Source organism: Patulibacter medicamentivorans (genome assembly GCF_000240225.1).
Taxonomy (GTDB): domain Bacteria; phylum Actinomycetota; class Thermoleophilia; order Solirubrobacterales; family Solirubrobacteraceae; genus Patulibacter; species Patulibacter medicamentivorans.
Genome location: NZ_AGUD01000017.1, coordinates 14,565 through 38,990, shown reverse-complemented (window position 1 = coordinate 38,990; position 24,426 = coordinate 14,565). Strand labels below are relative to the sequence as shown.

Annotated in this window: 24 protein-coding genes; 6 read left to right on the top strand and 18 right to left on the bottom strand. The window is 72.9% G+C overall.

Features of this window, described 5'->3' with window-relative positions:
- From PAI11_RS02625 to PAI11_RS02560, 14 genes are all read right to left on the bottom strand, one after another.
- A partial coding sequence (locus PAI11_RS02625; RefSeq protein ID WP_050897075.1) for an NADH-quinone oxidoreductase subunit N occupies positions 1-1,479 on the bottom strand: 1,479 nt, incomplete at its 3' end.
- On the bottom strand, positions 1,476-3,194 hold the full coding sequence (locus tag PAI11_RS02620; RefSeq protein ID WP_007570547.1) for a complex I subunit 4 family protein: 1,719 nt from the start codon (positions 3,192-3,194) through the stop codon (positions 1,476-1,478). The genes PAI11_RS02625 and PAI11_RS02620, both read right to left, overlap by 4 nt.
- A 4-nt stretch (positions 3,195-3,198) precedes the next feature.
- The gene (gene nuoL / locus PAI11_RS02615) at positions 3,199-5,238 is read right to left on the bottom strand and encodes an NADH-quinone oxidoreductase subunit L (protein ID WP_007570545.1); all 2,040 of its coding nucleotides are present in this window, start codon (positions 5,236-5,238) and stop codon (positions 3,199-3,201) included.
- 91 nt (positions 5,239-5,329) lie between these two features.
- On the bottom strand, positions 5,330-5,629 hold the full coding sequence (gene nuoK / locus PAI11_RS02610) for an NADH-quinone oxidoreductase subunit NuoK (RefSeq protein WP_007570543.1): 300 nt from the start codon (positions 5,627-5,629) through the stop codon (positions 5,330-5,332).
- A gap of 55 nt (positions 5,630-5,684) precedes the next feature.
- Positions 5,685-6,383, bottom strand: a complete 699-nt coding sequence (locus PAI11_RS02605; protein ID WP_007570541.1) for an NADH-quinone oxidoreductase subunit J family protein — start codon at positions 6,381-6,383, stop codon at positions 5,685-5,687.
- A 10-nt stretch (positions 6,384-6,393) separates the two neighbouring features.
- On the bottom strand, positions 6,394-6,927 hold the full coding sequence (nuoI, locus tag PAI11_RS02600; RefSeq protein WP_086000305.1) for an NADH-quinone oxidoreductase subunit NuoI: 534 nt from the start codon (positions 6,925-6,927) through the stop codon (positions 6,394-6,396).
- Positions 6,928-6,948: 21 nt separating this feature from the next.
- Positions 6,949-7,938, bottom strand: a complete 990-nt coding sequence (gene nuoH, locus PAI11_RS02595) for an NADH-quinone oxidoreductase subunit NuoH (RefSeq protein ID WP_040597880.1) — start codon at positions 7,936-7,938, stop codon at positions 6,949-6,951.
- A 50-nt stretch (positions 7,939-7,988) separates the two neighbouring features.
- On the bottom strand, positions 7,989-10,499 hold the full coding sequence (nuoG, locus tag PAI11_RS02590) for an NADH-quinone oxidoreductase subunit NuoG (RefSeq protein ID WP_007570535.1): 2,511 nt from the start codon (positions 10,497-10,499) through the stop codon (positions 7,989-7,991).
- Positions 10,499-11,815 (bottom strand): NADH-quinone oxidoreductase subunit NuoF, encoded by a 1,317-nt coding sequence (nuoF, locus tag PAI11_RS02585; RefSeq protein WP_007570532.1) that lies wholly within the window; start codon positions 11,813-11,815, stop codon positions 10,499-10,501. Before nuoF ends, nuoG begins: the two co-directional genes overlap by 1 nt.
- Positions 11,812-12,651 (bottom strand): NADH-quinone oxidoreductase subunit NuoE family protein, encoded by an 840-nt coding sequence (locus tag PAI11_RS02580; RefSeq protein ID WP_007570529.1) that lies wholly within the window; start codon positions 12,649-12,651, stop codon positions 11,812-11,814. Before PAI11_RS02580 ends, nuoF begins: the two co-directional genes overlap by 4 nt.
- Positions 12,648-13,856: an NADH dehydrogenase (quinone) subunit D gene (nuoD, locus tag PAI11_RS02575; protein ID WP_425280458.1), complete on the bottom strand. Its 1,209-nt coding sequence runs from the start codon at positions 13,854-13,856 to the stop codon at positions 12,648-12,650. Before nuoD ends, PAI11_RS02580 begins: the two co-directional genes overlap by 4 nt.
- 227 nt (positions 13,857-14,083) lie before the next feature.
- Complete coding sequence (locus tag PAI11_RS02570) at positions 14,084-14,593, bottom strand: NADH-quinone oxidoreductase subunit C (RefSeq protein WP_007570525.1); 510 nt, start codon at positions 14,591-14,593, stop codon at positions 14,084-14,086.
- Positions 14,586-15,239, bottom strand: coding sequence for an NADH-quinone oxidoreductase subunit B (locus tag PAI11_RS02565; protein ID WP_007570523.1), 654 nt, complete (start codon positions 15,237-15,239; stop codon positions 14,586-14,588). Before PAI11_RS02565 ends, PAI11_RS02570 begins: the two co-directional genes overlap by 8 nt.
- Positions 15,230-15,595: an NADH-quinone oxidoreductase subunit A gene (locus PAI11_RS02560; RefSeq protein WP_007570521.1), complete on the bottom strand. Its 366-nt coding sequence runs from the start codon at positions 15,593-15,595 to the stop codon at positions 15,230-15,232. Before PAI11_RS02560 ends, PAI11_RS02565 begins: the two co-directional genes overlap by 10 nt.
- Positions 15,596-15,926: 331 nt before the next feature.
- On the opposite strand from PAI11_RS02560, the gene PAI11_RS02555 reads away from it, so the two are divergent.
- Entirely contained in the window at positions 15,927-16,379 is a 453-nt protein-coding gene (locus PAI11_RS02555) for a hypothetical protein (RefSeq protein WP_007570520.1), read from the top strand.
- A 108-nt stretch (positions 16,380-16,487) separates the two neighbouring features.
- On the opposite strand, the gene PAI11_RS02550 is transcribed toward PAI11_RS02555, so the two are convergent.
- Together PAI11_RS02550 and PAI11_RS02545 are read right to left on the bottom strand one after the other, a co-directional pair.
- A complete protein-coding gene (locus tag PAI11_RS02550; protein WP_007570519.1) occupies positions 16,488-16,988 on the bottom strand; it encodes a flavin reductase family protein in 501 nt (166 codons plus the stop codon).
- A 246-nt stretch (positions 16,989-17,234) separates the two neighbouring features.
- On the bottom strand, positions 17,235-17,756 hold the full coding sequence (locus PAI11_RS02545; protein ID WP_040597853.1) for a hypothetical protein: 522 nt from the start codon (positions 17,754-17,756) through the stop codon (positions 17,235-17,237).
- A 147-nt stretch (positions 17,757-17,903) separates the two neighbouring features.
- Here PAI11_RS02545 and PAI11_RS02540 point away from each other — a divergent pair, with 147 nt between their 5' ends.
- On the top strand, positions 17,904-18,380 hold the full coding sequence (locus PAI11_RS02540) for a c-type cytochrome (RefSeq protein WP_007570517.1): 477 nt from the start codon (positions 17,904-17,906) through the stop codon (positions 18,378-18,380).
- A gap of 67 nt (positions 18,381-18,447) precedes the next feature.
- On the opposite strand, the gene PAI11_RS02535 is transcribed toward PAI11_RS02540, so the two are convergent.
- Complete coding sequence (locus tag PAI11_RS02535) at positions 18,448-19,218, bottom strand: TrmH family RNA methyltransferase (RefSeq protein WP_007570516.1); 771 nt, start codon at positions 19,216-19,218, stop codon at positions 18,448-18,450.
- Positions 19,219-19,290: 72 nt separating this feature from the next.
- Between PAI11_RS02535 and PAI11_RS02530 the strand changes: the two genes are divergently transcribed.
- The 3 genes from PAI11_RS02530 (at position 19,291) to PAI11_RS02520 (ending at position 22,955) form a co-directional block, all read left to right on the top strand.
- A complete protein-coding gene (locus PAI11_RS02530; protein WP_007570515.1) occupies positions 19,291-20,592 on the top strand; it encodes a hypothetical protein in 1,302 nt (433 codons plus the stop codon).
- 145 nt (positions 20,593-20,737) lie between these two features.
- Positions 20,738-22,060, top strand: a complete 1,323-nt coding sequence (gene serS / locus PAI11_RS02525) for a serine--tRNA ligase (protein ID WP_007570514.1) — start codon at positions 20,738-20,740, stop codon at positions 22,058-22,060.
- Between the two features lie 58 nt (positions 22,061-22,118).
- Entirely contained in the window at positions 22,119-22,955 is an 837-nt protein-coding gene (locus PAI11_RS02520) for a DMT family transporter (protein ID WP_007570513.1), read from the top strand.
- Positions 22,956-22,967: 12 nt separating this feature from the next.
- On the opposite strand, the gene PAI11_RS02515 is transcribed toward PAI11_RS02520, so the two are convergent.
- Positions 22,968-23,282, bottom strand: coding sequence for a DUF3817 domain-containing protein (locus PAI11_RS02515; RefSeq protein WP_007570511.1), 315 nt, complete (start codon positions 23,280-23,282; stop codon positions 22,968-22,970).
- Positions 23,283-23,396: 114 nt separating this feature from the next.
- On the opposite strand from PAI11_RS02515, the gene PAI11_RS02510 reads away from it, so the two are divergent.
- Positions 23,397-24,416, top strand: a complete 1,020-nt coding sequence (locus PAI11_RS02510) for a cation diffusion facilitator family transporter (protein ID WP_007570509.1) — start codon at positions 23,397-23,399, stop codon at positions 24,414-24,416.
- Positions 24,417-24,426: the final 10 nt, after the last annotated feature.

The window sequence follows — 24,426 nt, the reverse complement described above, 5'->3', positions numbered from 1 at the left end:
CAGCCGCGGACCGCCGATCGCGACCGCCGCGCTCGGCGCGGTCGTCGGCGCGCGAACGCCGGCCTCGGCGTCCCCGGCGGGGTCGGCGCCGGCCAGCTGGGGCGTCTCGCGGAGCGCCAGGGCGGCGCTCGCCGGGGCGTCCTGCGGCTCCTCTGCCCAGACCCTGGCGACCACCCGCAGGTAGTAGCCGAACGAGATCATCGAGCCGACCACGAGGATGATCGCCAGCCAGGCGTAGTCGCCGTCGACGGCTGCCTCGACCAGTCGCAGCTTGGCGACGAAGCCGACGGTGGCGGGGACCCCGGCGAGGCCGAGCAGCGACAGCGTCAGGGCGACGGCGTGGAGCGGGCGGCGACGGCCGAGGCCGGCGAACGCCTGCTGGTGATCGCTGCCGCTGTCGCGCTCGACGGCCGTCACGACCGCGAACGCCGCCGCCGTCATGACGACGTAGGCGAGCACGTAGAAGACGGTTGCCTGGGCCCCCAGCGGCGTCGCGACGACCACGCCGACCAGCATGTACCCGGCCTGGGCGACCGAGGAGTACGCCAGCAGCCGCTTGACCGATCCCTGGCCGAGCGCGCCGACGTTGCCGACGATCATCGCGATCGCTGCCAGCGCCGCCAGCGCCGGGCCCCAGACGCTCGACAGGCCGGGCAGCGCGACGTCGAACAGCCGCACCATCGCGATCAGCGTCGCGACCTTGGTCGCGGTCGCCATGAAGGCGGTGACCGCGGTCGGCGCGCCCTCGTAGACGTCGGGCGTCCACTGGTGGAACGGCGCCACCGAGGCCTTGAAGCAGAGGCCGACGATCACCATCGCGACGCCGCCGAGCAGCAGCGGGTCGTCGCGCAGGCCGCTGTCGGAGCCGATCTCGCGGGCGATCGCCGCGTAGTCGGTGAAGCCGGTCGCGCCGTAGATCAGCGCCAGGCCGTAGAGCAGCGTGGCCGAGCCGACCGAGCCGACGATCAGGTACTTCAGCCCCGACTCCAGCGAGCGGCGGCGGTGCAGCTCGGTCGCGGCCAGGACGTACAGCGGGACCGACAGCAGCTCGAGGCCGAGGAAGGTCGTGACCAGGTTCTGGGCGCCGGCGAACAGCGCCATGCCGGCCGCGGAGACCAGCAGCAGCGCGTGGTACTCGCCGTGGGCGGCCTCGCGCGGGGCGGTCGCGCCGATCGACAGCAGGACCGCGGCGATCCCGGCCACCCCGACGCCGATCGTGCCGATCAGGGCCAGCGGGTCGAGCGCCAGCGCGCCGGAGATCAGGCTGCCGCGCTCGTCCCACTGCCAGACCGCCAGGCCGGCGGCGGCGCCGAAGGCGACGATGCTCAGGAACGGGACGGCCCGCTCGCGGGCGAGCCGCGAGCGCAGCAGGCCGACGAGCAGGACGACGACCGCGCCGACGAACAGCGCGAGCACCGGCGAGAAGCCGGCCCAGTCGATGTGGGGCGCCTTGACGGCGGCCGAGACGACGGCGCTCATCGGCCTGCTCCCGGGGTCGCTGGAGTGGAGGACCCGCCGGGCACCGGCTGGCCGGTGGTCGGGTCGATCGGCACGTCGCCCTGGGGTGCGCCGGACTGCTGCCCGGGCGTCGCGGGCTCCTCGGCGGCGCTGCCGGACGGGCGGCCGGCGGCCTCGCCGGCCAGCTCCACGGCGGCCTCGCCGCCGGTCCGCGCGTCGTCGGCCAGCATCTTGCGGGCGCCCTCGGGATCGGCGGCGACGGCCGCGCCGAGCACCGACCGCGTCGCGGCCCGCTCGCCGGCGTGGATCGTCTTCTGCGGGTAGACGGCGAGCGCCAGGATCAGCGCCACCGGCACCGCCAGCAGGACCAGCTCGGCCGGCCGCAGCTCGCGGCTGGTCACGCGCGGGCCGACCCGGTTGTGGGTCGTGCGGATGAACAGCCGCAGGGCGTAGACCGCCGCCAGCGCGACGCCGAGCGAGGCGACGACCGCGAGCGCGATCGAGGCCCCCTCCCAGGTGCCGCGCAGGATCAGGAACTCGCCGACGAAGTTCGCGCTGCCGGGCATCGCCAACACGGCGTAGGTCACGATCACGAACAGGACCGCGAAGATCGGCGCGCGGAAGGCCACGCCGCCCATGTCGCGGATGTCCTCGGAGCCGCCGGCCCGTGCCGACAGCACGCCGACCGCCAGGAACGCCGGCAGCACCACCAGCCCGTGGTTGACCGACTGCAGCAGCGCGCCGCTGGCGCCGTCGGTGCGGAAGCTGAAGACGCCGAGCGTGATGAAGCCCAGCTGCGCGACCGACGAGAACGCCAGCACCAGCCGCGCGTCGGTGGTCGTCAGCGCGATCGAGCTGGCGTAGAGGATCGACAGCACGGCGATGATCAGGACGACCCAGCGCAGGTCGGCGGCGCCCTGCGGCAGCAGCGGCAGCGCGACCCGCAGGAAGCCGTAGATCGCGACCTTGCTGAGGACGCCGGAGAAGACCGCCAGGACCGGCAGCGGCATCGCCTTGTAGCCGTCGCGCAGCCAGCCGTGGATCGGGAACGCCGGCATCTTGACCAGGAAGGCCGCGGCGAAGCAGGCGAAGATCCAGCCCTGGCTGCCCTCGGGGACCGCGCGCTGGGCGAGGTCGGCGAACGAGAAGCTGACCTGCTGCCCGTCGGGCGTGGCCAGCACGCCGAGGGCGATCGCGCCGACCAGCATCAGCAGCGAGCCGACCAGCGTGTAGATGACCATCTTCGTGACGGCCTTGGTGCGATCGGCGCCCTCGCCCCACTGCGCGGTGAGGAAGAAGAACGGGATCAGCATCAGGTCGAAGAACGCCACGAACAGGATCAGGTCCTGCGCGATCAGCGCCCCGATGACGGCGGTCTGGGCCAGCCCGAGGTGGAAGTAGTACTGCTGCGGGCGCTCGAGCGAGGCCGCGTCGTCCTTCGGCGCCGACCAGGCGATCGAGAACGTGAACCCGACGGCCGCCAGCAGCAGCAGCCAGACGTTGAGCCCGTCGATGCCGAGCTGGTAGTGGACGCCGAGGGCGCTGATCCAGGTCTCGTCGGTCGGGTGCTGCAGCCCGCTCTTGGCCGACTCGAAGTCGAAGAGGTAGGCGACGACCAGGGCCAGCGTCAGCAGCGAGCCGCCGAGCGACAGCCAGCGCACGCTCTTGCCGGGCATGAAGAACCCGGCGAGCGCGAAGGCCAGCGGCAGCCAGAGGATGATCGAGAGGTGCGGCATCGGATCAGCTCTGCGCCAGGAAGTAGACGAGGACGACGACCAGCCCGCTGAGCAGGACCGCCGAGTAGGACCGCAGGTAACCCGACTGCAGCCGCCGGACGAGCGCCGAGGCGCCGCGGGTCGCCCCGGTCGCGCCGCCGACGATCGCGCCGCCGATCACCAGCCGCTCGAAGCTGTCGTGCGCGAACCGCCCGAAGGCCCGGAACGGCGTGACGATCAGCGCGTTGATCAGCTCGTCGAAGTACCACTTGTTGACGAACAGCCGGTGGACCGGGGCGAACCGCTGCTGCCAGCCGGCCGAGATCGTGGTCGGCGCCTCGCCGCGCTCCTGCGGGCGGGCCCAGACCAGGTAGGCGACGTAGATGCCGGCGAGGCCCAGGCCGGTGCCGACCAGCAGGCCGATCGCCGTGATCCCGTCGCCCGGGTGGACCGGGTGGTGGATGTCGGCGAAGGTCGGCTCGAGGAAGTGCTCCAGCGGCGTCAGGATCCCGAACGGGATCCCCAGCAGCCCGCCGAGGATCGCCAGCACGGCCAGGCCGCCCATCGCCACGCGCATCGGCGTGGCGCGCTCGGCGATGTGGTGCTCGGGGCCGGGGAAGCCGACGTCGGTGTCCTCGACCTCGCCGGTGGCGGGGTTGCGGTGGACCTCGGCGTGGTGGAGGTGGCCCTCCTCCAGCTCCTTGGCCTCGGGGCACGGCTCGCCCCAGAAGGCGCGGAAGATCATCCGCCACGTGTAGACCGCGGTCAGGAACGCGCCGACGTAGCCGCCGACGACCAGGATCCAGTGCCAGCCACCCTGCTCGGCGAGCACCGCCAGGATCTCGTCCTTCGAGAAGAAGCCCGAGAACGGCGGGATCCCGGCCAGCGCCAGGCCGCCGATCACGAAGGCCGCGAAGGTGAACGGCATCGCCTTGCGGAAGCCGCGCATCTTGTCGAGCGACTGCTCGCCGGCCATCGCCGCGATCAGCGAGCCGGCGGCCATGAACAGCAGCGCCTTGAAGAACGCGTGCGTGACCAGGTGGAACATGCCGGCCACGTAGGCGCCGGCCGACACGCCCATGATCATGTAGCCGATCTGGGACATCGTCGAGTAGGCGATGACGCGCTTCAGGTCGGTCTGGGTCAGGCCAATCGTGCCCGCAACCAGCAGCGTCAGCAGGCCGACGATCGCGCCGACCGTCTGGGCCGTCGTCGACAGCTCCATCAACGGGTGCAGGCGCGCGATCAGGTAGACGCCGGCGGTGACCATCGTCGCCGCGTGGATCAGGGACGAGACCGGGGTCGGGCCCTCCATCGCGTCCGGCAGCCAGGTGTGCAGCGGCAGCTGCGCCGACTTGGCGAAGGCGCCGATCATGATCAGCAGCAGGCCGGCGGTCAGCGAGCCGGTCGATCCGCTGCCCGGGCCGAAGGTGTGCTCGGCGGCCGCGAAGGTGTCGATGAAGTCGACGGTTCCGGTGTGGCTCAGCAGCAGGATCGCGCCGAGCACCAGGCCGATGTCGCCGACGACGTTGATCACGAACGCCTTGATGCCGGCGCTGGTCGCCGTGGTCCGGCGGTACCAGTAGCTGATCAGCATGTAGCTGGCCGCGCCGACGAAGGCCCAGCCGACGATCAGCAGCACGAAGTTGCTGGCCAGGACCAGCAGCAGCATCGAGAAGACGAAGAAGTTCAGGTACGAGAAGAAGCGCCCGTAGCCGGCGTCCCCGCGCATGTAGGCCAGCGAGTACAGGTGGATCAGCGTCGAGACGCCGGTCACCACCAGCAGCATCACGATCGACAGCGGGTCGACGAGGATCTCCATCTTCACGTCGACGCCGCCGACCTTGGCGTAGGTCCACAGCGACGAGGCGATCTGGCGCGACTCCTCGTCCTTGCCCTGCAGCCCGATCAGGGCCAGCAGCGAGAAGACGAAGCCCAGGCCGACGGTCGCGGTGCCGAGGATCCCGGCCGCGACGCCCTTCCAGGCCTTGAAGCCCAGGCCGAGGACGATCGCGCCGAACAGCGGCAGCGCCAGGACGATCCAACCGGCAGCGGTCGGGCTCATCGGGCACCCCCGTTCGGGCCGGGGACGGGTGGGGTGGCGGCGGTCGCCGCGAGAACGCAGTGGGGCATGGAAGAGGGCAGCGGTGCGGCGGTCATCCCTGCAGCTCCCGCAGCTCGTCGACGTCGACGGCGACGCGGTTGCGGTACAGGGCGACGACGATCCCGAGGCCGACGGCGACCTCGGCCGCGGCGACGACCATCACCACCAGCGCGAAGACCTGGCCCTCCTGCGAGCCGTGCATCCGCGCGAACGAGATCAGCGCCAGGTTGCCGGCGTTGAGCATCAGCTCGAGGCAGACCAGGACCAGCAGCGGGTTGCGGCGGGTGATGACGCCCGCGGCGCCGATCGCGAAGACGATCGCGGAGACCGCCAGATACCAACCGATCGCCATCAGCCGTTCTCCTGGCGGGGGTGAGGGGCGGAACCCAGGTCGATGCCGATGACCATCAGTCGTCCTCCCCGTCGATGTCGCCGCGGGTGCCCGACGCCGGCGGCGAGCCCGCGCCGGTCGACGGCGTGATGTGGGCGCTGAGCGCGCCCGGGACCGGGTTGACGGCGCCGACGCCCTCGCGCATCGAGCCGGTGCCGGTCGGCGCCAGCAGGTCGAGCGCCGCGATCATCCGATCCTCGCCCGGCAGCACGCCGCGGCGGCGGCGGGCCAGGACGACGGCGCCGACGGCGGCCACCAGCAGCAGGAACGAGGCCGCCTCGAAGGGCAGCAGGAAGCGGGTCAGCAGCAGCTCGCCGATCTGGCCGGGCGAGCCGAAGTCGGCCCCGATCTTGGCCCCGTCGCTGTCGATCGCCTTGAGGCTCGAGCCGAGCGTGGCGACCACGACGGTGGCGAGGACGCCGATCCCGATCGCATAGGAGAGCCAGCGCAGCGTCGGCGCGGGCCCGCCGGTGGCGTCGGTCGCGCCGCCGACGTAGGCGTTGACGAAGACGTAGAGCACCATCACCGCGCCGACGTAGACCATCACCTGGACCACGGCGACGAACGGGGCGTAGAGCAGCAGGAAGAGCGCCGCCAGCGACAGCAGGTGGGCGACCAGCGACAGCACCGCGTAGAACGGGTTGCGCAGGACGACCACCCCGAGGGCGGCGATCACGGCCAGCGGGCCGGCGATGAAGAAGAGGACCTCGTTCATGGCGCCGCGGCTACTCCCCCTCCGCCCGCAGCGGCGTGCGCACGGGCGGCTCCTGGAGCAGCATCTCCTTGGTGAAGATCAGGTCCGAGCGGTTGTAGTCGGCCAGCTCGTAGTCGTGGCCCATCGTGATCGCGTCGAACGGGCAGGCCATCTCGCAGTAGCCGCAGAAGATGCAGCGGCTCATGTTGATCTCGTAGACGGCGGCGTAGCGCTCGCCGCCCGAGACGCGGTCGATCGGGTCGTTCTCGGCCGCGACGACGCGGATGCAGTCGGCCGGGCAGGCGGCGGCGCAGAGCGAGCAGCCGACGCACTTCTCCAGCCCGGTGTCCTCGAACGTGTGCAGCCGGTGACGGCCGCGGAAGCGCGGGTAGACCGGCGTCTTCTGCTCGGGGTACTCGATCGTCGTGGTGCCCTCGACGACGCGTCCGAACGAGGTCTTGAGGCCACGCAGGGTCTCGCCGAGCACGCGGTAGGCGCCGCCGAGCCCGCCGGGCTCGGGGCCGCGCTGCACCGCGACGAGGTCGTCTCCGGGATTCCAGGGCATGAGGGGTGCGATTCCGGTGCGCTACTTGTCGGTGACGACGAGGATGACCGCCGTCACGAGCGCGTTGAGGGTGGCCAGGGGCAGGAGGACCTTCCAGCCGAAGGACATCAGCTGGTCGTAGCGGACCTTCGGCAGCGACGCGCGGATCCAGACGATCAGCGTGACGATCAGCGCGGTCTTCGCCAGCACGACGATCGGGTCGATCCAGCCGGGCGGGTCGATCCCGAACGGCAGCTGCCAGCCGCCGAGGAAGAGCGTCGCGAACATCGCGCCGGCCATCACCAGGTGGACGTACTCGGCCACGTAGTAGAGGGCGAAGCGGCCGCCGCCGTACTCGGTCATGTAGCCGGCGACCAGCTCGGAGTCGGCCTCCAGCAGGTCGAACGGCGTGCGGTTGATCTCGGCCAGGGTCGCGACGAAGAAGATGAACGCGCCGACGACCTGGGGCAGGATGAACCACATCCCCGACTGGTGCTCGACGATCCCCGACAGCGACAGCGTGCCGGCGGTCATCACGATCCCGAGCAGCGCCAGGCCCTGCGAGACCTCGTAGGAGATCAGCTGGGCGGCGCCGCGCATCGCGCCGAGGAACGAGTACTTCGAGCCCGACGACCAGCCGCCGAGCAGCACGCCGTAGGCGCCGATCGAGCTGAAGGCGAAGAAGATCAGCAGCCCGATGCTGGAGTCCAGGCCGTAGAGCCCGACCGGGGTCCCGAAGATGTCCTGCGGGCGGCCGCTGAAGGGCACCAGCGCGAACGTCGCCAGGGCCGCAACCATCGCCAGCAGCGGCGAGAGGATGAACAGCCAGCCGATCGACCCGCGCGGCTTGAACTGCTCCTTGGTGACGAGCTTGAAGATGTCCGCCATCGGCTGCAGCGTCCCGAACGGGCCGACGCGGTTCGGGCCTGGCCGGTTCTGGAAGCGGCCCAGCAGCTTGCGCTCGTAGAGCAGCGCCAGCGGCACCAGCGAGAAGCCGATCCCGAAGATCACCAGGGTCTTGACGATCTGCATCCACCAGGGCTCGTAGAACCCCACCTCGGCGATCGGCGCGGGCGTCAGGCTCATGCGGGGCGGGCGGGGTCGCTGTTCACGTGGACGAGCGCGGCGTCGAGCACGTCGACGCTCTCCGCCCCCAGGCCCGACTCCAGGAAGACGCTGCCGCGCGGCGCGGCCGCGCGCAGGTGGGCGACGGCGGCGATCGTCTCGGCGCTGCCGTCCTCGCCGGTCGCGGTGACCGTGACCTGCTGACCGTGGCGGATGCCGCGCTCCTGGGCGTCGTCGGGGTTGAGCTCGGCCCGCTGCTTCGGGGCGAGGAACTTCAGCGCCGGCGCGTGGGCGACCTCGGGCGATGCCCAGACCGAGCGGAAGCGGCCCAGCCGCAGCGCGCCGTTCGGCGACGCGGCTGGGCGGGGATCCTCGAGCGCGAACGGTCCGGTCTCCCCCGCGGGGAAGGCCGCGGCGGCCTCGCGCTCCTGCCAGCGGACGCCGAAGCCGCCGATCTCGTCGTGGGTGATGCCGGCGTAGAACGGGACCGCCTCGGCGATCTCGCTCGTGACCATCATCGACGTCAGCGCCGTCGCCTGGCCGCCGACCGCGGCGATCAGCTGCGACAGCACCTGCCAGGTCGGGCGGGCGCCGTCGGGGCGGGCGACCGCGGGCCGCAGCCGCTGCAGGCGACCGTCCGGATGGGTGACGGTGCCCTCCTTCTCGGCGCCGGCCTCGGCGGGGAAGACGACGTTGGCGTGCTCGCGCAGGCCGTCGGTCAGGAACTGGGCGTGGGCGACGACCGCGCCCGCGTGCAGCGCCTGCTCCCACAGGCCGCGCTCGGGGAAGCTCTGGACCGGGTCGACGTGCAGCAGGTGCAGCCCGGTGATCTGGCCGGCGATCGTCGCCTGCGCGATCTCCTGGGCCGAGCGCCCGACGGCGGCCGGCTCGCGGTAGCCGGGGCCGGCGGTCGGCAGCAGGCCGATCTCGCGCAGGCCGCGGCCGTTGGCGCCCGACGGCACCTGCAGCAGGCCGGCGCCCGCGTGGTCGTCGAGCAGGCTCAGCCGGCCGGCGACCTTCAGCAGCGCGCGGGCGGCGTTGTCGGGGTTGGCGCCGTGCGTCAGCCGCTCGCCCCAGACGATCACGACGTCCTCGCCGGCCTCGCGCAGCATCCGGCCGAGCGCCTCGACCTGGGCCGCGTCGGCCCCGGCCGCGGCCGCCAGGCCGGCGACGTCGCCGATGCCGCCGACAGCCGCGTCGAGCGCGCAGACGAACGCCTCGCCGGCGCCCGGCGCGAAGCGCACGGCCTGCTCGGCGATCGAGTCCAGGCTCGACGGGCGGCTGGTCGCGACGGCCAGCCGCATCCCGTGCCGGCGGACGCCCTTGCGGATCCGCAGGTCGAGGATCGGCATGTCGTCGACCGGCTCGCTGTCGAGCACCAGCACGCTGTGGGCCCACTCGACGTCGGGCACCGTGGCCTGGGCCTCGGGCGTGTCGAGCGCGGCCAGCAGCCCGGCCGAGACCGCGGGCCCGGAGGCGCCGGAGCGGCTGTCGAAGTCGCGGCTGCCGAGGACGTCGGCGTGCAGCCGCCGCAGCAGCCAGCCCTCCTCGTTGGAGGTCGCGCCGCCGGCGAGGGCCCCGAGGCCGGCCGGCGTCTTGCCGAGCAGGCGGGCGGCCTCGGCCAGGGCGCGCTCCCAGCTGACCGGGCGCAGCACGCCGCCGTCGCGCAGCAGCGGCTCGGTGACGCGGTCGTCGACGTAGGAGGACTGGTAGGCGAAGCGCCCGCGATCGCACAGCCAGCCGTCGTCGACGGCGTCGTTCTGGCGGCTGAGGACCCGCATCACGCGGTCGTCGCGGACCGTGTAGCTGACGTTGCACTGGCCGGGGCAGAGCGTGCAGACCGAGCCGGACTGCTCGATGTCCCACGGGCGCGCGCGGAAGCGGTAGGCCTGGCTGGTGAGGGCGCCGACCGGGCAGAGCTCGATGATGTTGCCGCTGAACGGGGCCACGTACGGGTGCCCGTCGAAGGTCCCGACGAAGGTGTCGGCGCCGCGCTCGTGGAGGATCAGCTGGTAGTCCTCGGACACCTCCTGGCTGAACCGCACGCAGCGGTAGCAGAGGATGCAGCGCTCGCGGTCGATCGCGATCAGCGGGCTCAGCTCGACCGGCTTCTCGAAGTGGCGCTTGGGCTCGACCGTGCGGCTGGTGCCGCGGCCCCAGCCGTAGGAGATGTCCTGCAGCGGGCACTCGCCGCCCTTGTCGCAGACGGGGCAGTCGAGCGGGTGGTTGAGCAGCAGGAACTCGACCACCGACTCCTGCGCGGCCTTGACCCGCGGGGTCTCGGTGTTGACGACCATCCCGTCGCGGACGGGGGTCGAGCAGGCGGTCTGGAGCTTCGGGATCCCCTCGACCTCGACCAGGCACATGCGGCAGGCGCCGACCGGCTGGCCGAGCTTCGGCTCGTAGCAGAAGACGGGGATGTCGACGTCGCCGAGCTTGGCCGCGTCGGCCAGCATCGTGCCGGCCGGCGCGACGACCTCGCGGCCGTCGACGACGAAGGTGATCTCGTTGATCTCGGGGCGCGGCATCAGTGGCCGATGCCTTCCAGCACGGGCGCGGCGGCGTCCAGCTCGGCCAGCAGCCGGGCCTCGTTGGCCGCGCGGGCGGTCTCGATGTGCTGCTCGAACTGGGGCCGGAACTTCTGGACCATCGAGGCGACCGGCATCGCCATCGCGTCGCCGAGCACGCACAGGCAGTTGCCCATGATCTGGTCGCAGACCGACTCGATCACGTCGAGGTCCATCGGCGTCGCCTCGCCGGACTGGATGCGCTTGAGCATCTTGGTCGTCCAGTTGGTGCCCTCGCGACAGGGCGTGCACTTGCCGCAGCTCTCGTGCTTGTAGAAGCTGGCCGTCTTGACCGCGACGTCGACGACCGAGTTGGAGTCGTCGACGACGATGATCGCGCCGGAGCCGAGCATCGTCTTGGCGCCGGCCAGCGAGTTGTAGTCGTACGGCAGGTCGAGGTCGTCCTTGGTCAGGACCGGCGAGGAGCTGCCGCCGGGGAACCAGAAGAAGACGTCGCGCCCGGGGTCGGGGCCGCCGGCGAGGCCGTAGATGATCTCGCGCCCGGTCATCCCGAGCTCGATCTCGTAGTTGCCCGGCCGCTGGACGTTGCCCGAGACCGAGATCAGCTTGGTGCCGCTGGACGCCTCGACGCCCATCGCCGCGTAGGCCTCCGGGCCGACCGCGAGGATGTGCGGGATCGCGGCCAGCGTCTCGACGTTGTTCAGGAGCGTGGGCCCCTGGTACAGGCCCTGGTTGGCCGGGAACGGCGGCTTCAGGCGCGGGTTGCCGCGACGGCCCTCGAGCGCGTCGAGCAGGCCGGTCTCCTCGCCGCAGATGTAGGCGCCGGCGCCGCGGTGGACCCACAGGTCGAGGTCGATCCCGCGGCCGAGGACGTTCGGCCCGATGTAGCCGGCGTCCTTCGCCTCCTGGACGGCGGCCTCGAGGATCTCCGCCTGCTGGACGTACTCGCCGCGGATGAAGATGAAGGCCTTGTTCGCCCCAACCGCGTAGGCGGCGATGATCATGCCCTCGATCAGGGTGTGCGGGCTCTTCTGCATGAGCTCGCGGTCCTTGAAGGTCCCGGGCTCGGACTCGTCGGCGTTGCAGACGAGGTACTTGTCCATCTTCCCCTGGGGGATGAACGACGCCTTCTTGCCGGTCGGGAAGCCGGCGCCGCCGCGACCGCGCAGGCCGGAGACCTCGATCTCCTTGACGATCGAGTCGCGGGCCATCGCCAGCGCCTTCTCGGCCTGCTGGTAGCCACCGCGGCGCTTGTAGACCTCGATCGTGTTGAGGCCCGGCTCGTCGATGTCGTGGAAGAGGAGCTTGTGGGTCATCGCGCCGCTCCTGGGATGTCGTTCCCGCCCGTCGCCGGGCCGTCGGTGTGGAGGACCGGACCGATCGTGCCGGCCTCGATCGCCTCGACCTCGACCCCGTCGGAGTTGGCGGCCGTGTCGGCGACCCGGCGGCGCACCAGCTGCTTCAGCGGCAGCGGGTCGGCGCCGGCGGCGATCTGCTCGGCCAGGACCGGGATCTCGGCGTCGTCGACCGGGCCGACGTAGACCCCGTCGACCGAGCACATCGGCGCGATGTCGCAGGCGCCGAGGCACTCGAAGCCGCGGATGTTGACGTCCGGGTCGTCGGCCAGCTGGCCCTTGAGCGCGGCCAGCAGCTCGTCGCCGCCGCGCAGCGAGCAGGAGATGTTCGTGCAGACGTAGACGGTCTTGCGCCCGACCGGCCTGGTCTCGAGCATGTCGTAGAAGCCGGCGACCGCGGTCAGGTAGCCCGGGGTCAGCCGCATCACGCAGGCGACCTGCTCGATCGCGTCCGGCGAGCACCAGCCGTGCAGCCGCTGGGCCGCGGCCAGGGCCGGGATCGCCGCCGACCGCGGGTCGGGATAGCGGGACATGTAGTCCTCGATCTCCGCCCGCAGGTCCTCCGGCACCGCGACCTGCGCCGGGTCGGGGACCTCGGCCGCGTCCTTGCCGGGGTCGTGGCCCTCGCGCCAGCCCGGCACGCGCGAGCCGTCGGCGAAGCGGTGGACCTCGTGGTGGAAGAGCTCGCCCGAGATCCCGTCGCCGTCGCCGGGGACGTGGACGCGGGTCGGGACGTCGGCGCCCTGGCGGACGGCTTCGCGGTCGAGCGGACCGAGCGGATCGCGACGCAGGCTCATCGGTCGATCCCTCCCAGCAGCGGATCGAGGCAGGCCAGCGTGGCGATCATGTCGGCGATGTACTCGCCGCGGGCCATGTCGCCGAAGGCCTGCAGGTTGACGAACGAGGGGTCGCGCACGTGGACGCGGGCGGGCTTCGACGAGCCGTCGGAGCGGACGAAGCAGCCGAGCTCGCCGCGGGGGCCCTCGATCGCGTGGTAGGCCTCGCCGGCCGGGACGCGCATGCCCTCGGTGACCAGCTTGAAGTGGTGGATCAGCGCCTCCATCGAGGTCGCCAGCTCGTGCCGCGGGGGCAGCGCGACCTTGCGGTCCTCGGTGATCCAGGGGCCCTCGGGCAGGCCGTCGATCGCCTGCTCGATGATCCGCAGCGACTGCCGCATCTCGGCCACGCGGACCAGGTAGCGGTCGTAGTTGTCGCCCTCGGTGCCGACCGGGATCTGGAAGTCGAAGTCCTCGTACGAGGAGGACGGCATCGCCTTGCGCAGGTCCCACGGCACGCCCGCGGCGCGCAGCAGCGGCCCGGTCACGCCCCACGCCTGCAGCTGCTCGGCGCTGAGGACGCCGACGTGGCGCAGCCGCCGCAGCACGATCTCGTTGCGCTTGAGCATCGCGTCGTACTGGTCGATGCGCTTGGGCATCTCGACCAGGAACCGGCGCAGGCTCTGCTCCCAGCCGGCCGGGATGTCCTCGGCGACGCCGCCGATCTGGAAGTAGCGGGTGTGCATCCGCTGCCCCGACGAGTACTCGAAGAGGTCGAGGATCGTCTCGCGCTCGCGGAAGGCGTACCAGAAGATCGAGATCGCGCCGAGGTCGAGCATCGTCGTCCCGAGCCACACCAGGTGGCTCATGATCCGGTTCAGCTCGAGGTGGATCACGCGCAGGTACTGGGCGCGCTTGGGGACCTCGACCTCGAGCAGGTCCTCGACCGCCCCGACGTAGGCCATCGCGTTGAAGTAGTACGCGAGGTAGTCCATCCGCTCGATGACGGGGATGGCCTTCCAGTACGCCTTGTCCTCGGCGGTCTTCTCGATGCCGGTGTGGAGGTAGCCGACGATCGGCTTGACGTCGCGGACGACCTCGCCCTCGAGCGTCGTCAGCAGGCGCAGCACCCCGTGCGTGGCGGGGTGGTGCGGCCCCATGTTGATCGTCAGCAGCTCGGCGTCGTCGCGCGTGGCGACCTGCCGCAGCTGGGCGGAGAAGTCGATCGACTGCTCCTGGACCCGGTAGGCCGAGGGGCCGGACTGGTCGGCCGGCGGGTCGGCGACCGCGGTCAGGGGACCGCCGGGCTCGCCGCCGAGCAGGTCGGCGATGTCGGGAGCGGCCTGGCGCTCGCCGGCGGTGGCCGGGGCGTCCTGCTCGCGGTGGGACGGGCCCGCGGCCTCGCCGGCGGCGGGCGCGGCGGGATCGCCGCCGGGCTTCGGGGTCTCGTCGCTCACTTCCACCACCCCGGGTTGCGGCGCTCGGTCTCGGTGAAGATCACCGGCTCGCCGCCGATCGGGAAGTCGCGCCGCTGCGGATGGCCGATGTAGTCCTCCGGCATCAGGATCCGGCGCAGGTCGGGGTGGCCGTCGAAGACCACGCCGAACATGTCGAAGACCTCGCGCTCGTGGAAGTCCGCCGTCGGCCAGTCGGCGACGACCGAGGGCACGTGCGGGTCCTCGGCCGAGACCCGGACCTTGACCGTGACGCGGTCCTGCAGCTGCATCGAGAGCAGCTCGTAGACGACGCCCAGCCGCCGCTCCTCGGGGTGGTAGTCGACCCCGTGCACCGACATCAGCATCGTGTAGCCCTCGTGGCGCAGGCGCTCCAGGGCGCTGCCGATCGCGTCGGGCCGGACTTCGATCTCGGCGCGGCCACGGGCGACGACGGTCGCGACGACCGCACCGTCCTGCTCCGCTCCCACCAGGTGGGCCAGGCGCTCGAGCGCGTCGCCGTCAGGCACGCGCGCCGTCCTCGGCGGGCGGGAGCTCTTCGGTGCCGTGCGCCTTGTAGCGATCGCGCCAACCCATCGTCGGGTCGTCCTGGATCATCTTGCGCAGCTTGAGGATCCCGTACATCACGGCCTCGGGCCGCGGCGGGCAGCCCGGGATGTGGACGTCGACCGGCATGAACTTGTCGGCCGGGACGATCGCGTAGTTGTTGAAGACGCCCATCGACGAGCTGCAGGCGCCCATCGCGATCGCGTACTTCGGCTCGAGCATCTGGTCGTAGACGCGGCGGACGACCGGCGCCATCTTCATCGACACGCGGCCGGCGAGGATGATCAGGTCGGATTGGCGCGGGGTCCCGCGCATCGCCTCGCCGCCGAAGCGCGAGATGTCCATCCGGGCCCCGACCAGGCTCATCATCTCGATCGAGCAGCAGGCCAGGCCGAAGGTCAGCGGGAAGATCGAGTTGCCCTGGGCCCACTTGGTGGCCTTGTCGAGCGTCGTCGTGATGACGCTGTCGCGGACGTGCTGCTCGAGCTCCTCGCCCTCCAGCTCGCCGCGCAGCAGGTCGCGGGCGCGGGACTGACGGGCGCGGAAGGCGACCTTGTCGGCCTCGCTCAGCGTCGCGGCCTGAGCGCCGCCGCTCCGGATCACTTCCATTCCAAGGCTCCCCGTCGCCAGACGTAGATCAGCGCGACGAACAGCAGGACGATGAAGACCGCCGTCTCGATCAGCGCGAAGGTGCCGAAGGCCCGCAGCTCGACCGCGATCGGGTAGAGGAAGACCACCTCGATGTCGAACAGCAGGAACAGCATCGCGATCAGGTAGAAGCTGATCCCGAAGCGGAAGCCCTGCTGGACCTCGGACGGCAGGCCGCACTCGTAGGCGTCCTCGGCGAACTCGGTCGGCCGTCGCTTGAAGCGTGGCCCGAGGTAGCTGTTGGCGACGAGGAACAGCGCGCCAACGCCGGTCGAGAGGACGAGGAAGACGAGGATCGGCAAGTAGGACCGGAGCACCGCCGTCTGTTCTATCACCTGGATGCCACCTACCCGGGGGAGAGTTGATGGTCTCCGTGCCCGTTTTGCAGGCCGTTCGTGCCGTTGCACACGAAGTTCGCCGGAGTTCGTCACAAGGGCCACGAGGCGGCGTGCGCGGTGCCACGAAGCGCGCAATTCCGATGGTTTTGGTTGGTGTGGAACGGGGTCCCGCCGTGGACGGATGGCCGGGCGGCGGGCGGCTCGCCCGCGGCGGGGGCGGGCGGGCGCCGTCGCGGACCGGGCAGCGGGTCGCCGGCCGACCCCCTGGACGGGTCCGGACGCCGCGGTCGTGCGACGATGCCTGCCGCCGATGGCCACCGCCGCCCTGATCGTCTCGCTGCTCGTCGCCGCCGTCGGCATCGCCACCGGTGCCTGGGGCTCGTGGCTCTGGTACCGCTTCGACGCCGCCAACCGCTACTGGATCGCGATCCGCGCGACGCAGACGGGAGCGCTGCTGCTGGCGCTGCTGGCCGGCGCCGTCTGGGTGGCCGGCAAGCACCCGGACAGTTGGCTGTTCTGGCTCTACACGCTGCTGCCGATCGCGGTCTCGATGATCGCCGAGCAGCTGCGGGTCGTCGCCGCCGAGCAGGTGCTGGAGCGCCGCGGCCTCAGCGGCGCGGCCGAGGTCGCCGAGCTCGACGCGGCCGCCCAGCGCTCGGTCGTGCGCGAGATCGTCCGCCGCGAGGTCGGCGTGATGACCGCCGCCGCGCTGGTGATCGGCTTCCTGGCGCTGCGCGTGGCCGTCGAGCGCGGCGGGCTCTAGGCGGGTCGGTCGGTCGGGCGCGGTCGGTCGGGGCGGTCGGCGCGGGACGACCGCCGACGTGACGTTCCGGTCGATCAGCGACCGGAACGTGGCGGCCACGCTGCCCGACTACGACGCGGCGCCGTCGGGCAGCTGCTCGAAGGCGCCCCGGTGGAACAGCAGCGGGGCGGCGTCGGGATCCTCTCCGGCGTCGACGACCGCGCCGATCCCGATCGTGTGGTCGCCGCCGGGCAGCAGCTCCCGCAGCTCGCAGACCAGCCACGCGACCGCGTCGTCGACGACCGGGACGCCGTGGTGGATGCGGTGGAGGACGGCGGCGAGCTTGTCGGCGCCGGGTCGCTTGCTGGCGAAGACCCGCGCGACCTCCTCCTGGTCGTCGCGCAGCACGCTGACGGCGAAGCGGCCGGCGTGGCGGACCGCGGTCAGCGTCCGGCTGCCGTTGTCGAAGCAGACCAGCATCAGCAGCGGATCGAGCGAGAGCGAGCTGATCGCGTTGGTGGTGAGGCCGGCCGGGCCGTCCTCGCCGACGCTGGTCACGACCGCGACGCCGGTCGGGAAGCGACCGATCACCTGGCGGTAGGCGGCGGGATCCAGCGGTGCGTCGGCCATCGGGGGCCACACGCTACCGACGCCTTGCATGCGCCCCCGGCACCAGCCGATGGTTGCCGCCGTCGAAAGACCAGTCGCGGGCATCTAGTGCGAGATGCGAAGGTCTTCGGGCCGGTGCCGGGGGCGATCCCGTTGTTCCCCGCCCGCGAGCCGATTCCTTCTCGATCCGCGCAGGTTCTCGTGCAGGACGCTTCCGCCGCTGGCGACCGCTCGCGGCGGGCCGGCGGGCCGGCGGGGCCGGGGCCGCTACTCGCCGCCGCCGGTGTCCTCGCCGCTGGATCCGGCCCGCTTCCTGCCGACCAGCGGCCGGCAGGTCGGGGCCGGCCCGTCGACCCGCAGGTCGGCGACCGCGCCCAGCTCCTCGTCGCCCGGCTGGGCGCTGATGATCCGGTAGCGGCCGGGGCCGAGGCAGATCGTGGCCGGCACGCTCGACGTTCCGGGGCGCAGCGGCGGCTGCCGCTTGTCCTGCCAGAAGACCGAGCGGCGGTTGCCGCGCTTGTCGTCGTCGCTGACGATCCGCACCCGGTGCAGCAGCTTGCCGACGTTGCGGGCCTCGATCCGCACCGGGCCGGCCGCCATCCGGATGCTGCGGGGCTCCACGCTGTACTCCCGCAGCGTCAGCTGCAGGCGACCGTCGCGGACGACCTTCTCCGACCCGGTGTTGCAGCCGGTCTGGACCAGCACGATCGACGCGATCGCGATCGCCAGGCCGATCCCCACCCACCGCAGGTCGTGCAGGGGACTCCCCCCGTGGCCGGTACGCGCCATCGCGCGGATGATCGCGGATCCCTCGTCGCGACGGGACGCACGCGGCCGGGCTCACGCGCGGGACGGGCGAGCGGGCGGGCTCGTCGTGGCCCCGCGGACCCGGCCGCGCTCCTCGCAGGGCGGGTGGTGGTCTACGATGCGCGCGTCATGCAGCGTCGAGCCCTCACGACCCTGGCAGCCCTCGGAGCGGCCCTCGCCCTCAGCTCCTGCGGGTCGGAGTCGGTCAAGACCAACCTGGAAGCCGGCACGTTGAAGGCGGCCGACAACCCAGCGGTCGTCCGCGGGGCGAAGCTGTTCGCCGACCGCTGCGCCGGCTGCCACACGCTGGCTGCCGCGGGCACCCAGGGCGGCGCCTACCGGATCAAGGACCGCGAGCGCACCGACGGCCCGAACTTCGACCTCCGACGTGAGACCTACGGGTCGGTCCTCTACGCCCTGCGCAACGGCGGCTTCTCGGGCGCGATCATGCCCCAGAACCTGGCTGTCGGCAAGGACGCCGAGGACATCGCCACGTTCCTCTGCAACAACTCGGGCCTGAAGGCCGTCGACACCGCCAGCCCGACGAAGGTCAAGCCGGCCTCCGAGCGCTGCGCGATCACCGGCCCGACGCCGCCGTCGCGCTGATCCGCGGCTGATCCAGCCTTCGCGACGGGCGGCCATCGGCCGCCCGTCGTCGTTCCGGGCGCCCCGCTCAGCCCCGCCGCGCGACCTCGAACGCGACGAGCGTCGTGGCGCAGGCGACGTTGAGCGACTCGATCCCACCGGGCATCGGGATCCGCACCCACTGGTGGACGTAGGCGGCGGCCTCGCCCGAGGCGCCGGCGTGCTCGCCACCGACCAGGAAGGCGACCCGGTCGGGCAGCGGCAGGTCCCAGAGCGAGGTCTCGGCGCCGGCGTCCAGCCCGACGATCGAGAAGCCGGCATCGGTCAGCGCCGAGAGCGCGCCGGGGGCGTCCGAGACCCGCAGGACCGGCGCCCGCCAGGCCGTGCCGGCGGACGCCTTGACGACCTGGGGACCCAGCTCGGCGGTCCCGCGGCGAGGGACGACGATCCCGTCGATCCCGGCGCCCGTGGCCGAGCGGATGATCAGGCCCAGGTTGCCGGGCGTCGTGACGCCGTCGATCACCAGCAGCCGCTGCCGCAGGGCCGGATCCCGGGTCAGCGCATCGAGCCGGTCCTGCAGCGGTCGCATCTCCGGCGCGACGACGTCGGCGACGACGCCCTGGTCCTGCCGGCCGTTGCCCGAGATCAGCGAGACCCGGTGCGCCGACTCCTCGCGAAGCGCCACGCCGCGGTCGCGGGCCGACTTGGCCACCTCGCGCGGGACCGCTCCCCCGCCCTCGGCGACGATCACCTCGGCGACCTCGAGCGCGTCGTCTCGCAGCGCCTCGAGCACCGCGCGCCGGCCGTAGACGGTGATGCAGCGGTCGCGCCGCTGCCGTGGGTCGATCGGGCTCGGCATCGCGGGGAGGGTACGGGGCGGGGCGGGTCGCGGGGACCGAGCATCGCGATCGCACCTGGGATGCTTCCGCACATGAACACGTCTCGTGCCGCGCGTGCCGCGCTCGCCGTCCTCGGTCCGCTCGCCCTCGCCGCCGCGGCGGCCCCGGCGAGCGCCGACGTGCTCGTGATCGGCGACCCGAACGGCCCGCTGGAGGGCTCGACGCGACCAGTCACGCTGCACCTCGGCGACGGCACCAGCCGGCCGTTGGCCCGGGTGACCGGGGTCCTCGCATCGCCGCTGGTGCCCTCGCCGGACCGCCGGTTCGTCGCCGGGGCGTCGCCGAACGGCCGGATCCGCGTGATCGCGACCGACGGCAGGCCGCCCCGGACGTTCGGCCTTCCCGGCCTGAGCGGCGGAGCCGGGCTCGCGTGGAGTCGCGACGGCGCCCGGATCACCGTCTGGGGACCGGAGACGCGCCGCCGGAGGCGGGCCGTGACCCAGACCTGCGTGCTTGCCACCGGAGCCTGCACGATCGCCGACGCGTCGCGGACCACGCCGGTCGGGGCGCTGGCGGACGGGCGGCTGTTCCGGCTGGCGATGGACCCGGCCTTCCCCGACTCGTCCCTCCTCGACCAGGACACGACGGAGTGGAAGACGCAGACGGCCGCCGAGATCGCGCAGGTCCGGCGCCTGCTGCGGCGGCGGTTCCGCCTGACCCTGACCCTCGACGGCCGCGACGGTGGACCGCCGATCGTCCTCCGCCGGGTGCGGCAGTCGCTCGGCCGCGGCCTGAGCATCCCCGCCGGCGAGCTCGGCCGCGGAGCCGGGAGCACGGTGCTCGGGACGGTGCCGATCCGCTACGGGCTCCGGACGCGGCACCGCGACGGCCGTCTCCAGAGCCGCCCGACGCTCACCTTCGGCGCTCCGTCGCTGCTGCGGGTGACGCCCGACGGCCAGCAGCGGAGCGTGCCGGGCAAGCAGTTCGCGTTCGGCGACGGCGACCTGCTGGGTCTCGGCCCGCTGCTGCTGCCGGCCTTCGCCGAGGCGACCAACGGCGACTGGGTGACGATCGGCGGCCAGCGGAAGGACCACGCGCTGGTCCGGACCGCCTTCGACGGCCGCACGAGCCCGCTGCTGGTCGGCGGCCGGCCGGCGAGCGCCGAGGTCCTCCTGAGCGCCGTCGGCGTGCCGGCGAAGGACACGGCCAGCGGCCGCGAGGCGAGCCCCGCGTTCCCAATCGACTACGAGTCCGCGACCGACAGCCTGATCGTCGCGGTCGACGATCGTCGCGGCCGCGGCTACGTCCTCCGCGTCCCGCTCTCGGGCGGCCGTCCGCCGACCGTCGTCGTCAAGCACGCGCAGTGGCAGTTCGGCGGGGTGGCGGCGTGGTGAGCCGTCGGGCCACCCTGCGGCCCGGTCCGGCAACCCGCGCTCGCAGCAACGGGTCGCGGCCATCGAGCCCGGCGACAGCAGCGATCCCGCTGCCCGAACCAGCCGACCAGCCACTCCCCCACCACCACCGCTAGCCTCCCCTCCGATGCTCGACCTGAAGGCCCTGCGCCGCGATCCCGACGCCGCTCGTGCCGCCCTCGCCCGCCGTGGCGGGAGCGATGCGGAGACCTTCGACCGGGTCCTGGTCCTCGACGAGCGGCGGCGCGAGATCCTGCCGCAGCTCGAGGGGCTGCGGGCGGAGCAGAACGCGGCCAGCCAAGCGATCGGCAAGGCGCAGAAGGCACGGAAAGCGAACCCCCCCGCCCCCGGGTCGCAGGCGGACGCCGACGCCGCGATCGCCGCGATGCGCGACGTCGCCGCCCGGGCCAAGGCGCTGCAGGAGGAGCTGACGACCGTCGAGGCGCAGCTGCAGGAGAGCCAGGCACGGCTGCCCAACCTGCCCCACCCCGACGCCCCGCCGCGGGACACGGTGATCAGGACCGTCGGCGAGCCGGCCGTCGACGGCCTCGACCTGCGCGCGAACGCCGAGGGCGAGGCGTCCTCGGCGGCGCTCGACCACCTGCAGATCGCGGGCCCCGACCGCGTCGACATGGAGCGCGGCGCCCGCCTCTCCGGCTCGCGCTTCGCCTACCTGCGCGGAGACCTGGTCTTCCTCGAGCTGGCGCTCGTCCAGTGGGCGCTGAGCAAGCTCCGCGGCCACGGTCACGAGGCCGTCGTCCCGCCGGTCCTCGTCCGCGAGGAGGCGCTCTACGGCACCGGCTTCCTGCCCGACACCGAACAGCAGATCTACACCCTGCCCGACGACGAGCTGTTCCTCGTCGGCACCAGCGAGGTCGCGCTCGCGTCGATGCACGCCGGCGAGATCCTCGAGGGCGACAGCCTGCCCCGCCGCTACGCCGGCTTCTCGCCCTGCTTCCGCCGCGAGGCCGGGGCCGCCGGCAGCGCCGACCGCGGGATCTTCCGCGTCCACCAGTTCGACAAGGTCGAGATGTTCAGCTTCGTCCCGCCCGAGCAGGCCGAGGACGAGCACGCCCGGCTGCTGGCGATCGAGGAGGAGATCCTGGGCGATCTGGGGATCCCCTACCGCGTCGTCGACATCGCCGTCGACGACCTCGGCAGCTCGGCCGCGCGCAAGTTCGACTGCGAGGCCTGGCTGCCGTCGCAGGAGCAGTACCGCGAGCTGACCTCGACGTCGAACACGACCGACTACCAGGCCCGCCGGCTCGGCGTGCGCTACCGGCCGGAGGGCGGCAAGCCCGAGACGATGGCCACGCTCAACGGGACCGCGATCGCCGTCGGCCGGACGATCATCGCCCTGCTCGAGCACGGCCTGCGCGAGGACGGCACGGTCGTGCTCCCCGAGTGCCTGGTGCCGTTCGGCGCGCCGGCCGTGCTGCCGGCCGCGTGAGCGCCGGCGGCGTCCGCGCCGCGACCGTCCCGCCCGCCAGGACCGCGGGACCCCGGCGATGACGGCGATCCTGCTCGCCCTGCTCGCCTCCGGCGCCTGGGGCACGAGCGACTACATCGGCGGCCGCGCCAGCCGCGAGCGGCACGCGCTGGCGGTGATGGCGCTGACCCGGGCGGTCGGCCTGGCGCTGCTGGTGGTGCTGGTGCTGGCCACGAGCTCGCCGTGGATCGGCGACGACTGGCCGCTGGCGGTCGCGGCCGGCGTGGCGCTCTTCGGCGGGATGCTCTGCCTGTACCAGGCGCTGGCGATCGGGCCGATGTCGATCGTCGCGCCGATCTTCGCCACCGGCGCCGTGGTCCCGGTGCTGTGGGGGATCGCCGACGGCGAGGCGCCGGGCGCGCTGGCGATCATTGGGCTGGCCGCGGCGGTCGGCGGCTGCGTCCTGACGGCGCGGGCGCCCGGGACGCCCGGGATGCGGGCCGACCGGCGCGGGATCGCGTTCGCGCTCGGCGCGGCGGCCGGGCTCGGCAGCGGGCTGGCGCTGCTGGACGGCGCCGCCGAGCGCGCCGCCCTGACCGCCGTGCTCGTCGAGCGCGCCGTCGAGCTGGTGCTCGTGGCCGGCGCCTTCGCCGTCCTCTGGCGGACGCTGGCGCCCCAGCTGCGCGGCGCCGGCCTGCTGCCGCTCGCCGGCCTGATCGACGTCAGCGCCCAGGCGCTGTTCGCGCTCGCCTCGCGCAGCGGGCTGCTGCCGGTGGTGGCGGTGCTCTCCTCGCTCTACTCGGTCGTGACCGTGCTGCTGGCGCGGGCGCTGCTCGACGAGCGGCTGTCGCGAACGCAGGCCGGCGGTGCCGGGCTGACGCTGGTCGGCGTCGGGCTGGTGGCCGCCGGCGGCTGACCCCGGATCGGCTCAGGCGTCAGCGGGCGCGGCGTCGAGCTGACGACGCAGGAGCACGTCGCCGATCAGCGACCCGGGAGGACCGGCGGTGACCAGCGTGATCGCGGGGAACCACCAGCCCCAGCGGCGCTCGCCGGCGCCCTTGGCCGTCAGGTACAGCAGCGCCAGGTAGCCGACGCCGTGGATCGGGCCGAGGATCCCGACGAACGAGTCGCTGTCGATCGCGCCGACCGCGCCGAGCACCAGTGGGATCAGGAGCAGGAAGTCGAGCAGCGCCACGACGGCGATCACGTTGAGCAGACGGCGGGTCCGGGCGACGTCGGGCATGCCCCGGAAGGGTAGGGAGATTCGTCGCGGCGAGCGGTGTCGCGCCAGCCGACGAGACGGAGTCCCACCGTCATCGGCGTGCACCGACGCGGCCGGTGGCCCACCATCCCGGAGGTGAGCACCCCGCCCTCCCCCGCGATCGACGACGAGACGCCCGCGACGGCCGACGCCGACGAACGGGAGCACGCGCACCCCGGGCACGACCACGCCGGCCACGACCACCACCACGGGGTCTCGGCCGGCGACGATCGCCGCTGGATCACGGTCGCGCTGGCGATCACGACCTCGTTCATGCTGATCGAGGTCGTCACCGGGCTGATCTCCGGCTCGCTGGCCCTGCTCTCGGACGCGTCGCACATGCTGACCGACGCGGCGGCCCTGGCGCTGGCGCTCGGCGCGGCGCACCTGGCGACGCGGCCCGCCAACGGCCGCTACACCTTCGGCCTCGCCCGGGCCGAGATCCTCAGCGGCCTGGTCAACGCGGTCGCGCTGCTCGTGCTCGGGCTGCTGATCGCGATCGAGGGCGTCCGGCGCCTGTTCGACCCGCCGGAGATCGAGGCCGGGCTGGTGATCGTCGTCGGCGTCACCGGCGGCCTCGCGAACCTGGCCAGCGCCTGGGCCCTGTCGCGGGCCCAGCGCCGCAGCATGAACGTCGAGGGCGCGCGGCTGCACGTGATGATGGACCTGTTCGGGTCGCTGGCGGCGATCGTCGCCGGCGTCGCGGTGCTGGCGGGCGACTGGCGGATCGCCGACCCGATCGCGTCGCTGGTGGTCGCGTTCCTGATGCTGCGGGGCGGCGTGCGGCTGACCCGCTCGACCGGGCGGGTGCTGCTGGAGGCATCGCCTGCCGGCGTCGAGCCGCCGGTGGTCGGGCGCGCGATCTACGAGGTCGAGGGCGTCGTCGGGCTCCACGACCTCCACGTCTGGGAGCTGACGACCGGCTTCGCCGCGCTCAGCGGCCACGTGGTGGTCGCCGTCGACGCCGACCCCGACGCGATCCGCGAGCGGGTCCAGCGGATGCTCCACGAGCGGTTCGAGATCGACCACGCGACGCTCCAGGTCGAGCGCGGCGACGCCAGCGGCTGCGAGGGCTGCGCGGGGACGCTGCACGGGCCGACGCTGGGCGCGGGGTAGCGGCCCTCGC